Genomic DNA, 13,831 nt, shown 5'->3' on the forward strand with positions numbered 1-13,831 from the left:
ACCTCTTTATTCTTTGGTATCCAACAGTTATAAACGTTCTCAACTGTCATTTGTATTTACCTTAAATGTTTTTTCATTGCTTTTCAAGCCCGAATAATTCCGATATAGTAAACGAGAATAGATCGATGAGCAAAAGGAGGCACCTTGATGACGGAATTGCTGAATGTAGATGGTCTGACAGGCGGCTATCAACGGAACAAACCGGTCATACGTGAAATGAACTTTTCTGTAAAGCCGTATGAAATGGTCGGTTTGATCGGCTTGAACGGGGCAGGCAAAAGCACGACGATTAAACATATTCTCGGATTGATCGAGCCGATCGAGGGAGAAATCCGCCTGAACGGAAAAACCATCTTTGACGATATGCATATGTTTCGGCAAAATATGGCTTACATACCGGAAACGCCGCTGTTATACGAAGAAATGACACTTTGGGAACATTTAGAGATCACGGCGATGGCTTACGGTTTGGAGCAAGCGGAGTTTCACGTGCGGGCTGAGCATCTGTTGAAAGAGTTTCGCATGACCAAGATGAAAAATTGGTTTCCGAGCCATTTTTCAAAAGGGATGCGGCAAAAAGTGATGATCATGAGCGCTTTTTTAATTGAACCGCCGTTATATATAGCGGATGAACCGTTTGTCGGTCTCGACCCGATTGGAATTAAATCGTATTTGGATCGGATGATTCAGCTCCGCGATGACGGGTGCGGGATTTTAATGAGCACACATATTCTTGCGACTGCCGAGAAATATTGTGACCGCTTTTTGTTTTTGCATAACGGGACGATCGTGCTGGAAGGCACGCTTGATGAAATGAGGGCTCAAGCAAATATGCCGGGGGCAGATCTGGATGAAATTTATGTCGAGGTGACAAAGGAAGAGTCCGATGAATGATATCGTCAGCCTTTTTGATCGGCGCCGAAGCGATTTCTGGCAAATGGCCATCCGCTATTTACGCTTGATCGGCAACAGCGGATTTTTATTTACGATTTACTTGCTGTTTATTTTCGGCAGCTATTATTACGGTCAATTTTTACAATGGCTGCCGGAAACCTTCCCGGCTGTGCTTTTCATGACCGCTGTCATCACGTGGATGATGACCCGGGGCAGGGTGCGGACGTTTTTTCAACAAGCGGATCTCATTTATTTGCTTCCGTTAGAATCACGTTTAAAACCATATTTCAGAAAAGGGATTATGTACAGCTGGCTGATGGAAACGTTTTGGACGGTGTTTCTTTTCATGCTGCTCACGCCGTTTTTCTTTGACAGAATCGCAGAGGGCGGGGCAGTTTGGCTCGGGTCCGTTATCGCGCTCAGCTTGCTTAAACTGTGGAATTTAGTCTGTTCGTTTGAAGAACAGCGGATTTTAGATAAATGGGCCTATCGAAAACACCAATGGATGCGTCTGGCCGTCAACTTATTAATCGTTTACTTGCTCTTTTCCGGGCAAGAGTGGTGGATCATGCTGATTTTAGGCGGCGCATTGACGGTTTTTTACTTTACGTATTACAAAAAAATTGAGCACGTATTTACGCTTAAGTGGGAAAGGCTCGTTGCGATTGAAAACGCGACAGTTATGACATTTTACCGGATTGCGAACAGCTTTACCGACGTCCCGCGCCTAAACAATACGGTGAAACGCCGGCGGTTGATCGATCCGCTCTTCAACTTCATTACGTATCGGCAGCGCAACGTGTATAAGTATATGTTCGGCCGCTCGTTTTTTCGGGCGAATGATTATTTCGGAATCTATCTCCGGCTGATGTTATTAGGGGTGATTTTCATCTTCGGCGTCGACGTGTCGTGGGGCGTTTGGTTTGTGGCCGGGCTGTTCTTTTATATGACGGCGCTGCAGCTGGAAACGCTGGCAAGGCATTACGATACGAAGCAGATGCCTGATCTTTTTCCGCTGTCAGATGAGATCAAACAGCAGGGACTGAGATATTGGCTTGTACTTTTGCTCGGAGTGCAGGCGGCAGTCTTCAGTGTGATGACGCTGTTTACCGGTGAGCTTTATGATTTCGCCAGTGTATTGGTCATTTGTTTGACTCTGATGTTTTACACTGTTAAGGTGCGGCCGAAAAAGTCCCGAACCTAAAAAACGCCTGCTCGATCACATGAGATGATCGAGCTGGCGTTTTTGTTGAGGGAGGAGTTCACATCGATACACGTTGAAACACGTGGAGCTTGACGTTATCTTGCCATCGAATCGACCACCGTTTTTCCAAGCACTTTGGCCGCATTCAGCATCGAACGTTCATCGATATCGAATTTCGGATGATGGTGCGGATATGTTGTTTCCCAGTCGGGATGCTGAGCGCCGGTGAAAAAGAAAGCGCCCGGCCGGTGCTGGAGGTAATAAGCGAAATCTTCGCCGCCCATTTGCGGTGAGGCATGGATCACTTCGTCGATCGCGCTGATTGAAGCTGCCGCTGCTCGAATATTTTCAGCTTTTGCAGCATCGTTTATCAGCGCCGGATAGCCTTTCACATATCTGACTTCTGCTTGAGTCCCGTACGCGGTCGCAATCGACTCAGCCGTCCGTTCGATTTCATCAATTAAGTGCGTTTGCGTTTCTTCGCTGAACGTGCGGACTGTGCCTTTTAAAACCGCTTTGTCAGCGATGACATTAAAGGCGTTCTCTGCTTCAAAGCTGCCGATACTGAGAACAGCTGAATCGAGCGGATCGACTTGTCGGCTGACGAGATGATGGAGCGCATCAACGATCCGCGTCGCGGCGAGAATCGAGTCACGCGTTTTATGGGGCTGAGCGCCGTGCCCGCCGGTTCCTTGCAGTTCAATCGTAAAACGGTCGGAAGCGGCCATCAGCGCGTTCTCGTTGTACTCCACTTTTCCTGTCGGCGTCGTTGCCCAAAGGTGCGTGCCGTAAACTTCGTCTACACCTTCAAGACAGTCATCTTCAATCATCGAAATGGCGCCGCCTGGGATCACTTCTTCAGCAAATTGATGAATAAACACTACTTTGCCGTTAAGCTCGGCTTGATGTTCGTTTAAGACTTTCGCCAGTACAAGTAACAGAGCGGTATGCGCATCGTGGCCGCACGCATGGGTGACACCGGGAACTGTCGATTTATACGGCACGTCTTTTGCGTCTTGCATCGGCAAGGCATCGAAATCAGCCCGCAAGGCAATAACCGGGCCTTCTTTGCCGCTGTCGAGTTCGGCGACAACCCCGCGTCCGCCGACGTTTGTACGGACGGTGTGACCAAGCTTTTGGTGATAATCGGCAATGTATTTCGGTGTTTCCGTTTCTTCAAACGACAATTCCGGATGTTGATGAAGAAAACGGCGAATATCAACCATTTCATCAAAAGCGTTTTCCAACAGCTCTTCTATTTGTTTATACACGGCAATCATCCTCTCTTTTCAAGTGTGAAAACCCCTCTGCAGCGAACAGAGGGGACAGATTTATGACAATCGTAGCGGAAGTGCGCTTATTTCGCAAATTCGATTCAAATGCCAAATGGGATATACTGACTTAAGTAAGCCGCCATCCGGGCAAAGATTCCGGTAAATAACAACACGCCTAATAAAATCATGATCGCGCCGCTCGTCTTTTGAATGATCGGCAAATAGCGGTTAATGTTTCGCACTTTATCGAGGGACTTTGCATAAAGCATTGAAACGATTAAAAACGGAAAACCGATTCCGACAGAATAAAACAAGAGCAGAACCATCATTCCGGTTGTATCAGCGCCTTGACCGACCCCTAAAGCGAGAATCGATCCGAGAACAAGCCCGATACAAGGAGACCACCCGGCTGCAAAAATCAGTCCGAATATGACTGAGCGGCCGAATGAGGCTGATTTTTTCGGGGCGTTTAATCGTTTATCGCCCATTAAAAACTGAAAATTAAATACACCGAGCAGCTGCAATCCGAACATGACGATCACGATTCCGCCGAGCTGCTGCAGCAGCTGTTGGTTGCCGAGAAAGACCGAACCGATCATCGATGAGGCCGCCCCGATGATCAAAAAAATCGATGTGAAACCGAGGATAAAACCGATACTTCTTGAAAAGATCAGTTTTCTGTCGGCAGCGATTTCATTAGCGTTCATTCCGGTTCCGGTCAGCTGAGCGACGTAAGCGGGAACGAGCGGAAAGACGCAAGGGGATAAAAATGAAACTAAACCGGCAAAAAGAGCGACCCATAAAGAGAGAAATGTTAATTCGTTTACGACGAGAGCACTGAGAACAACCATGTTGCTTGACACCTGACCTTTCAAAAACTTGCCTGCTTATGTACATTTCTACTATACAAGATTTGAAAACAGATGAGAAGGCCGGCGACTTGAATTGCAGCAAACGGCCCAGGGTATCAGGGTCCGCCGCTATCGTAAACGGCATTCTTCCGTTATAATCAAGTATTGAAAGATAACAAATGAGGTGAACACGGTGGCTTTGAAAAAGAAATTATTATGGACCGTTGCATCGGTTGTCGGCGTGGTTTTTACCGGGGCATCCGTATATGCCGGAATGATATTATTCGGAAATTATGCGATTGATGAACAGGAATTGGTGATGAGTGAGGTGACCTCTGTTGTAGACAGCGAAGGGGAAATGATCACAAGGATGTTCGCGGAAAATCGCGAGCTTGTTGATTTGGATGATGTGCCGGAGCATGTTCAAGATGCGTTTATCGCTGTTGAAGACAGGCGGTTTTATGATCATACAGGAATAGATTTTCGGGCGATCGGCAGAGCGCTTTACCGCGATTTGCTGGCCGGCAGCATGGATGAAGGCGGAAGCACGATCACCCAGCAGCTAGCGAAAAATGCGTTTTTGTCGCCGGAAAAATCGCTAATGCGAAAAACGGAAGAAGCGCTGATTGCAATCAACTTGGAAAAACGCTATACGAAAGATGAACTGTTGGGGATGTACTTGAACCAAATTTATTTTGGACACGGCGCATATGGCATTCAATCGGCAGCGAAGCTGTATTTTGATAAGGACGTCAGTGAATTAGAAGTCCATGAAGGCGCTTTATTGGCGGCGCTGCCGAAAGGCCCGAACAATTACTCCCCGTTTCAGGATGAAGAGAGAAGCCTTGATCGCCGAAACCTCGTATTAAATGTTATGGAACAAAACGGTTATATTACAGCAGAAGAAGCGGTGTCTTATAAAGGGCGGACGCTTCCGTCCGAAATGACGCAATGGACGTCTAACCCGGCGTATAACACGTATGTCGATATGATTCTGAACGAAGCGGAAAATGAACACGGGTTAAGCGAAGAAGAAGTTTTGAGCGGCGGTTATACGATTGAAGTGGCGATGGATTCCGCTATGCAGGAGGAAACGTATCATAAGATGACCGACGGCAGCTACTATCCGGAAGGCGGGCCGGAACAGCAAGTTCAAGGAACCGCGGTCTTTTTGGACAATGATACCGGCGGTGTGGCAGCGGTGCAAGGCGGCCGCGATTATGAACGAAAAGGATTGAACCGTGTGACCAGAGAACGTCAGCCGGGTTCAACCTTTAAGCCGCTTGCTGTGTATGCCCCGGTTTTAGAAGAAAATGTCTTTGAACCGTATTCTCTGCTAAAAGATGAACCGACGGATTTTGACGGATACAGCCCGCGAAACGTTAACGAATCGTATGAGGGAGAACGTACGGTGTACGATGCGTTAAAAGATTCAGCGAACGTCCCCGCTGTTTGGGCCTTAAACGAACTCGGCCTTGACCAGGCTAAACCTTACCTTGAAGAACAGGGCATCACGTTTGCCGACGAAGGTTTAAGTGTGGCGCTCGGCGGTCTGTCGGAAGGGATCACCCCGCTGGATCTGGCAGCTTCTTACCGAACGTTTATTAACGGCGGATCGTACAGCGAACCGTACTTTATTGAATCCATTACTGACCGGGACGGCGAGACGATTGTCCAGCGTGAAGAAGAAGAAAAGGAGATATACAGTGAACAGACAGCATGGGATATCACCCGGATGCTCGAAGCTGTCGTCGATGACGGGACGGGAACAGCGGGAACGTTCAACGGGCCGCTTGCCGGGAAAACCGGCACGACGCAATTGGAAGGTACAGACGGAGCTTCGCGTGATTTATGGTTTTCCGGTTTTACCCCCGAGTTCACCGGTGCAGTTTGGATGGGCTTTGATTCCAGCGATGAAGACCACCGGATGTATGAATCGAGCGCGTTGCCGACCGCAATGATGAAAGCGATCCTGACCGATGCCTACAGTTCAATCGATAACCGGGCAACAGCCTTTGAGCAGCCGGATGAAACGAGAGACTTGGAGGAACCGATCCGGCTTGTAAATATTCAAGATCTCGAGGCGGACGTATCGATGAGTTTGACCGGTCAAGAGATTGAACTGACTTGGTCGGAAAGCGAAGATAATCGGTTGAAATACCGAATTTATGAAATGGACGGCGATGGGCGCGAGCTGATTGAAGAAGTGCGCGGCACCGGCGAATATACCGTGAAAAAGGGCTACTTTGGTTCGTCTGACTTTGTCGTCGTGCCGTACAACCCGCAAGCTGAAGAAGAAGGGGAACCGTCGAACGTTGTAGAGGCGGGGTACTCGCTTTTCTCATCCGGCGAAGCGTCATAATCTTCCGGATCTGAAAAATTTAATGAAAGCTGAAGGATAACACCTTCAGCTTTCATTTTTAGCGTCAATTGGTGTAAAATGCAAAAGGATAGTCAATGACGAGCGATAAGAGCATGAATAATGAGGTGAAGGATTTGAGTGATAGGTTTAACGATCAGATTTTACGGGCAATTCGAAAGGAACCCGTATCGCATGTGCCGGTGTGGTATATGCGCCAGGCGGGACGTTCGCAGCCGGAGTACCGCGAACTGAAGAAGAAATACAGTTTAGAAGAAATTACGCAAATGCCGGAAACGTGTGCCTGGGTAACGAAGCTGCCGGTCGACCAATACAACAATGATGCCGCGATTTTATACAAAGACATCATGACCCCGCTTCCGGCGATGGGGGTAGATGTGACGATTCAAAAAGGTATCGGTCCGGTCATTCCCGATCCGATCACATCACTCGATGACGTGATGAAACTGACGGAGCTGCAACCGGAAAAAGATGTTGATTACGTGCTTGAAACCATTAAGATTCTCCGCACGCAGCTTTCCGTCCCGTTAATCAGCTTCAGCGGCGCCCCTTTTACGCTCGCAAGCTATATGATTGAAGGCGGTCCGTCGAAAAATTACAATAAAACAAAAGCGATGATGTATGCACAGCCTGAAGCTTGGTTCGCCTTGATGAACAAGCTTGGCGATATGGTGATTACCTACGTCAAAGCACAAATTAACGCCGGAGCACAAGTGATCCAAATTTTCGATTCGTGGGTCGGCGCACTCAATCAAGCTGATTATCAAGAGTTTGTTAAGCCGGTTATGCAAAGAATATTTGCCGCACTGAAACCGACCGGTGTCCCGCTGATTATGTTTGGTGTCGGTGCCCGCCACTTAGCTGCCGACTGGCATGAACTTGACTTGGATGTCGTCGGTCTTGATTGGCGTTATCCGATTGCCGAGGCGCGCCGGGATGGAATATCAAAAGCTGTGCAAGGAAATCTCGATCCGAGCGTATTGCTGGCTCCTTGGCAAGTGATTGAAGACCGCGCAAGAGCGATCCTCGATCAAGGGATGCAGCAGAACGGCTTCATTTTTAATCTCGGCCACGGGGTTTTTCCGGAAATTCAGCCGGAAACGCTGCGTAAGCTGACATCGTTTGTACATGAGTACTCAGCCGAAAAGCTCTCGCGCTGATTTTTGGAAAAACAGGAGATCGTTGAGACTACAAAAGAGTAAGGGTGATTTGAGATGGCTAAAAAAATGGGACTGCTCGTAATGGCATACGGAACACCGCGAAAGATGGAAGAAATTGAACCGTTTTATACGCACATTCGTAAAGGCCGAAAGCCTTCGCAGGAAAAGATTGATGACCTGACGGAGCGCTATGAAGCGATCGGCGGTATCTCGCCGCTGGCAAAGATCACCGATCAGCAAATGGAAGAATTGGAAGCTGAACTGAACCGGCGCTTTACAGAGATCGATTTCAAGGCGTATCAAGGACTGAAACACATTGAACCGTTTGTAGAAGATGCTGTTCAAGAGATGCAAGAGGACGGTCTTGAAGAAGCAATCAGCATTGTACTGGCGCCGCATTATTCGACTTACAGCGTAAAGTCTTACAACGGCCGCGCGGTTGAAGAGTCTGAACGCATCAACGGCCCTGAAATAACAAGTGTGGAAAGCTGGTACGATGAACCGGAATTCATTGAATATTGGGCTAATGCTGTCTTGGATACGCAAAAACAAATGACAGAAGAAGAAAAAGATCACCACGTCGTCATTTTTTCTGCGCACAGTCTCCCGGAAAAAATCCTTGCCGGCGGCGATCCTTACCCGGACCAGTTAAAAGAGACAGCTCGTTTGATTGCAGAAAAGGCCGGGATCAAAAATTATGAAATCGGCTGGCAAAGCGAAGGAAATACACCGGATCCGTGGATCGGCCCCGATGTGCAGGACTTAACCCGTGACTTGCACGAGAAACACGGCTATAAAGCGTATATGTACTGTCCGGTCGGTTTCGTAGCTGATCACCTCGAAGTACTGTACGATAACGATTACGAATGTAAAGTGGTCACTGATGAAGTCGGCGCAAGTTATTATCGTCCGCCGATGCCGAATGCGAAAAAACCGTTTATCGATGCGCTTGCAAATACGGTCGAAAAAACATTGGCAGCTAAAGGATGATGTCAAGCATGGCGAAGCGAAAGGTTGCAATTATCGGCGGCGGGATGACCGGTCTTTCTGCCGCTTTATACTTACAAAAAGAGATCAATGCCGGACGAACCGATGCGGACTATGTGCTGTATGAAAAAGACAGCCGTCTCGGCGGCCGGATTGAAACGGACTACACGGATAACTTTGTGATTGAAAAAGGGCCGGATTCATTTTTAGCACGGAAAACAAGCATGATTGAACTGGCCCGGGAGATCGGGATGGAAGATGAGCTTGTCGATAACCGCTCGGGCGCTTTTATTCTTAATAAAGGAAAACTTTATCCGATGCCGGAAGGGGCCGTCATGGGCATCCCGACAAAGTGGGGGCCGTTTGTCTCAACGAAGCTGTTCTCACCGATCGGAAAAGCGCGGGCAGCCATGGATTTGATCCGCCCGCGCGTGACGAAAAAAAATAAAGACATTTCGCTCGGAACGTTTTTTCGCAAACGTCTCGGCAATGAAGTCGTCAATCACATGATCGACCCGCTATTATCCGGAATTTATGCCGGGAATATAGACAAGATCAGTCTGCAGGCGACCTTTCCGCACTTTCAGACGCTGGAGGAAAAGTACCGCAGTCTGATCATCGGCATGAAAACGTCGATGGCGAAAAGGCAGAGCGGAGCCGCAAAGACGGAGAAAAACGGCCAAAAAGCAAAGCCGAAAGGCATGTTCTTAGCGTATAAAAACGGGTTTCAATCGATGGTCGACGGTATCGAGCAAACTCTCGATGCGAGCGCTGTTCATAAAGATACCGGCTTAGAGCAAATTGCCCCAGCATCCGATGGCCGCTACCGCCTTTACTTGAGCAGCGGCGAAACAGATCTTGTCGATGATGTGATTTTAACCACGCCGCATCAGCATATTTATTCGCTGTTCCGCGAAGAGAAATTTGCCGACGCGTTTGGCAATATGCCGTCAACGACTGTTGCGACCGTAGCGATGGCTTTTCCGGAGTCGGCGGTGAAAAAAGATATTGACGGCACCGGCTTTGTTGTTGCGAAAACTTCGGACTACCGGATTACAGCGTGCACATGGACGCATAAAAAATGGCCTCATTCTGCCCCGGAAGGATACGCGCTCTTGCGCGCTTACGTCGGAAAAGTCGGCGATGAAGAGATCGTTCATGAAAGCGACCGTGTCATCAGCGACATCGTCTTGCAGGAATTAAATCAGATCATGCAAGTCGAGGGAGAGCCTCTTTTTACAAGAATACGGCGCTGGAACGATTCGATGCCGCAATATGAAGTCGGACACCGCGAGCGGATTGCCGCTTTTCGCAGTGAACTTTCTGCCCGCTATCCGGGGATTTATGCTGCTGGAGCGAGCTTCGACGGGATCGGCCTCCCTGATTGTATCGATCAAGGAAAAAACGCGGTCAATACCCTTATGAAAGAACGCCTAGTCACAACCGAACGATTATCATAAAAAAAGACTGCCAACTTTGGTTGGCAGTCTCAGACTGTAGACAAACTATATTTTGATGTCAGCCATGAATCCACTACCCTTCGCTTGCCCCGGGCAAGGACTCAGCTAGTATTCGGCGGCCTCAGACCGCCGAATACGGATCTTCGTCTCTTGCTTTCCCGGAGGCGTCGGAGGAGTGGATGCATGGCTTCTTTTTTATGAATACACTCGCTTCAAAAAAGAGGATGACCCAGCATCCCGGCTTTCTCCTGCGGAATAGCGAGACAGGCGAGACCCTGCAGGGCGTCAGCCCGAAGCGGCTCGGCGCTCGCCCGCGGAAAGAAGCCGGACGATGCGTAGTCATCCGTTCCTTTTAACATGACATCGATCGATGTCATGACTGTGTCAACAACTTGAAACTGCCAACTTTGCTTGGCAGTCTTTTTATTTACCGAGTCTTGAACGAGTCGGCAGTCAGTCCTCATCTTGCTTTAACGAACGAATGTGTCCGGCCAGCGCATAAAGGCTGACAAATGAGGCGAAGTGAGAACTGAAGTCGTTTTGGTCTTGTTGCGGATAAACTTCAACATAATCCATTCCTGCAATCCCGCAGGAAGCTACTTGATGAACGATCGACAGCAGTTCATACGACGTCAGGCCGTTTCCGTCGACAGGGCCGCCGGGGTTATAGGCGTGATCAAGCACGTCGCTGCAAATGCTTAAATAAACGATGTCGCTATGTTTCGAAGCCAGCTCATAGGCTTCTAATGCAGCAGCGCGCGGGTGTTTTTTACTGCGGATGTCTTCAAGCGTCATCGTGACGGCGTTGACGCTTTGCGCGAGACGTCCGTTCTCCGGTTTGTTGCGCGGGCCGTGAATGCCCATATGAACGAGCGATTGATTGACAACGCCTTCTGTTTCATACAGACGGGCGAACGGGGCCCCTCGGCCGTAAGGATCGCCTTGAGAGTGTTCATTGTTGTCATAATGAGCGTCGAGGTGAATAATCCCGACGGTTTTGCCGGTTTGTTCGGCGAGCGCTTTAACAATCGGATACGTAATCCCGTGATCGCCGCCGAAAGCGATCGGAAATTGATCCGTCTGCCAGATTTTTTTCGCTTCGGATTCGATCGTGTTCATCGTTTTTTCCGGTTCGGCCGGGGTGACAGAGAAGTCCCCAAGATCGCCTAATTTCAAGTGTTCAAATACATCTATATGACTGAGTTCCGGCAAGTAGCCGCTGTAGCGGGCAGAAGCGAGGCGGATCACTTTCGGTGCAAGCTCACAGCCTGTATACTCTCCCCATGTGACAGCCCCTTCCCACGGAACACCGTAAATCAGCACGTTGGTATCCGCTTGTTTTTCCGGATGTTTAACCAAATTTTCTGCTCCGAGAAACGTCGGTGTATTTCCGTAGATGTTATCATCTGCCATAAATAGATCCTCCTCATTGTGATTTCTATCTTTGTATTCCCTTCAAGTTTAACAGACAAACGGTTTCTGCTGTTATTGAGAAAACGTTCCGTTTACTTGCCTGAATATGCTATTATATATGAGGATGTTTCATCTGAACTTAGGAGTGTTAATATGTCAGAGGAGCGGGACCCGATTAACCTTCTCCGCCATTACAGACATGACTGGCTGAACCGGCTGCAGCTGATCAGCGGATATATCGACATCGGCGATGTATCAAAAGCGAGAGAAGTGATAAACGAAACGATCAATGCAGCGCAAAACGAGAGTAAACTCAGCAATTTAAATATTCCCGGATTTGCCGAAGATGTGTTGACATTTAATTGGAAGGGTTACAGTTTTACTTTGCAGTGCGATGTGGTTTGTGAGACGGTTTGGACGGGATACGACCGCCCGTTTCAGGCGTTTTTCCGTGAGCTGACCGATTTTTTTGAGCAGTTTTGTTTCTCCGGCGAGCACAATGATCTGCAGCTGATGCTAAGTGATGACGGCACTCGGAAACTGTCCTGTCACTTTGCCGGTTTGCTCCATTTGAACGGGAGCATATATACGGAAAAGAAACGAATTGAAGACGCGTTTTCGCCGTTGATCAGCGAGTGGTCTATTGAGGAGCAAGAGTCCTTCGTGACGTTTGAAATACCGATTAATGAAGCGGTGTAAAGCCGCTTACAGGAGTATAATGAGGTGAAAGAATATGTTTGTCGATAAGACACAGATTTATGTTAAAAGCGGTGACGGCGGCAACGGAATGGTTGCTTACCGCCGAGAAAAATATGTTCCGGCGGGCGGTCCGGCCGGCGGCGACGGAGGCCGCGGAGCGGATATTGTTTTTGTCGTTGATGAAGGCTTGCGCACATTGATGGATTTTCGTTATAAGCGCCATTTTAAAGGCGATCCCGGCGAAAACGGCCGCACGAAAAAACAACACGGAAAAAGCCGCGCGGCCTATGAGATTCAAGTTCCGCCGGGGACGACAATCACAGATGAAGAGACAGGCCAAGTTTTAGCTGATTTAACTGTTCACGGTCAGCGCGCGGTCATTGCCCGCGGAGGCCGGGGCGGACGCGGGAACGCCCGCTTTGCGACACCGGCAAATCCGGCGCCGGAAATCGCTGAAAACGGTGAACCCGGCGAAGAAAAAAAGATTGTGCTTGAGTTGAAACTGTTGGCAGATGCCGGATTGATCGGATTTCCAAGCGTTGGCAAATCTACGCTTCTATCAATTGTTTCGCGCGCCAAACCGAAAGTGGCAGATTATCATTTTACAACGATTAAACCGCAGCTCGGCGTAGTCGAAACAGATGACAAGCGAAGTTTTGTTCTCGCTGATTTACCGGGATTGATCGAAGGCGCACATGAAGGGGTCGGCCTTGGACACCAATTCCTTCGCCATATTGAACGCACCCGTGTATTAATCCACGTCATCGACATGAGCGGGATGGAAGGCCGCGATCCGTATGATGATTACATGACGATCAACAAAGAACTGGAACAGTATAATTTACGGCTTCCCGAGCGTCCGCAGCTCGTTGCAGCGAACAAAATGGATCTGCCGGGTGCTGAAGATAATCTTGAACTTTTTCGTGAACAAGTCGGTGAAAATGTACAGATTTTCCCGATTTCCGCTGCGACAAATGCAGGAATCGACGACCTGATTCGCACAGCGATGGATACGATTGAAGCGACACCGGAATTCCCGCTTTATGAAGAAGAAGAAGAGGAACGTGTCGTCTACTCATACGTTGAGAGAGAAAAGCCTTATGCAATCGAAAAAGATGATGACGGCGGCTTTACGATCACAGGTCACGAAATAGAGAAAGTGTTTAAGATGACCGACTTTAACCGTCATGATTCTGTACAGCGTTTTTCAAGAAAAATGCGCAAGCTGGGCATTGACCAAGAACTGCGGGACATGGGCGCCGAAGACGGCGATACCGTCCGGATTCTTGATCATGAATTCGAATTTGTAGAATAAATAAAAGCGGATAAAGAGCTGCTGAAATGCCGATATCACATATCGGCATTTCAGATTGCAGACAAATTATTATTTTGACATAAGCCACGCAGCCACTAACCTCCGCTTGCCCCGGGCAAGGACTCAGCTAGTATTCGGCGGTCTCAGACCGCCGAATACGGATCTTCGTCTCTTGCTTTCCCGGAGGCGTCGGA

12 protein-coding genes are annotated in these 13,831 nt (G+C 48.6%); 8 read left to right on the top strand and 4 right to left on the bottom strand.

The features are described from left to right. Nucleotides 1–147 precede the first annotated feature (147 nt). The gene (locus EDD67_RS12045; protein WP_121439156.1) at nt 148–894 is read left to right on the top strand and encodes an ABC transporter ATP-binding protein; all 747 of its coding nucleotides are present in this window, start codon (nt 148–150) and stop codon (nt 892–894) included. Beyond that, nucleotides 887–2,098: an ABC transporter permease gene (locus tag EDD67_RS12050; protein ID WP_121439155.1), complete on the top strand. Its 1,212-nt coding sequence runs from the start codon at nt 887–889 to the stop codon at nt 2,096–2,098. The genes EDD67_RS12045 and EDD67_RS12050 overlap by 8 nt, the downstream gene beginning before the upstream one ends. Before the next feature lie 95 nt (nt 2,099–2,193). Here the strand turns inward: EDD67_RS12050 and EDD67_RS12055 are convergent, their stop codons facing one another. Together EDD67_RS12055 and EDD67_RS12060 are read right to left on the bottom strand one after the other, a co-directional pair. Then, entirely contained in the window at nt 2,194–3,378 is a 1,185-nt protein-coding gene (locus tag EDD67_RS12055) for an amidohydrolase (protein WP_093072715.1), read from the bottom strand. 95 nt (nt 3,379–3,473) lie between these two features. Continuing rightward, entirely contained in the window at nt 3,474–4,247 is a 774-nt protein-coding gene (locus EDD67_RS12060) for a cytochrome c biogenesis CcdA family protein (RefSeq protein WP_307723720.1), read from the bottom strand. Nucleotides 4,248–4,416: 169 nt separating this feature from the next. Between EDD67_RS12060 and EDD67_RS12065 the strand changes: the two genes are divergently transcribed. The 4 genes from EDD67_RS12065 to hemY all read left to right on the top strand — a co-directional run bounded on the left by EDD67_RS12065 (nt 4,417) and on the right by hemY (nt 10,210). After that, a complete protein-coding gene (locus tag EDD67_RS12065; protein WP_242005934.1) occupies nt 4,417–6,585 on the top strand; it encodes a transglycosylase domain-containing protein in 2,169 nt (722 codons plus the stop codon). Between the two features lie 134 nt (nt 6,586–6,719). Continuing rightward, complete coding sequence (hemE, locus tag EDD67_RS12070; protein WP_121439185.1) at nt 6,720–7,763, top strand: uroporphyrinogen decarboxylase; 1,044 nt, start codon at nt 6,720–6,722, stop codon at nt 7,761–7,763. Nucleotides 7,764–7,817: 54 nt separating this feature from the next. Continuing rightward, on the top strand, nt 7,818–8,753 hold the full coding sequence (gene hemH, locus EDD67_RS12075) for a ferrochelatase (RefSeq protein ID WP_093072712.1): 936 nt from the start codon (nt 7,818–7,820) through the stop codon (nt 8,751–8,753). Nucleotides 8,754–8,761: 8 nt separating this feature from the next. After that, a complete protein-coding gene (gene hemY, locus EDD67_RS12080; protein ID WP_093072711.1) occupies nt 8,762–10,210 on the top strand; it encodes a protoporphyrinogen oxidase in 1,449 nt (482 codons plus the stop codon). A gap of 212 nt (nt 10,211–10,422) precedes the next feature. On the opposite strand, the gene EDD67_RS14010 is transcribed toward hemY, so the two are convergent. Together EDD67_RS14010 and EDD67_RS12085 are read right to left on the bottom strand one after the other, a co-directional pair. Further along, the gene (locus EDD67_RS14010; protein WP_154718747.1) at nt 10,423–10,587 is read right to left on the bottom strand and encodes a hypothetical protein; all 165 of its coding nucleotides are present in this window, start codon (nt 10,585–10,587) and stop codon (nt 10,423–10,425) included. A gap of 76 nt (nt 10,588–10,663) precedes the next feature. Next, nucleotides 10,664–11,623: an agmatinase family protein gene (locus tag EDD67_RS12085; protein WP_093072710.1), complete on the bottom strand. Its 960-nt coding sequence runs from the start codon at nt 11,621–11,623 to the stop codon at nt 10,664–10,666. 153 nt (nt 11,624–11,776) lie between these two features. On the opposite strand from EDD67_RS12085, the gene EDD67_RS12090 reads away from it, so the two are divergent. Beyond that, the gene (locus EDD67_RS12090) at nt 11,777–12,322 is read left to right on the top strand and encodes a Spo0B domain-containing protein (RefSeq protein WP_093072709.1); all 546 of its coding nucleotides are present in this window, start codon (nt 11,777–11,779) and stop codon (nt 12,320–12,322) included. Between the two features lie 34 nt (nt 12,323–12,356). Next, a complete protein-coding gene (obgE, locus tag EDD67_RS12095) occupies nt 12,357–13,637 on the top strand; it encodes a GTPase ObgE (protein WP_093072708.1) in 1,281 nt (426 codons plus the stop codon). The last annotated feature ends 194 nt before the right edge of the window (nt 13,638–13,831 follow it).

It is taken from the genome of Salisediminibacterium halotolerans, from assembly GCF_003814815.1.
In the GTDB taxonomy this organism is placed as follows: Bacteria; Bacillota; Bacilli; order Bacillales; family Salisediminibacteriaceae; genus Salisediminibacterium; species Salisediminibacterium halotolerans.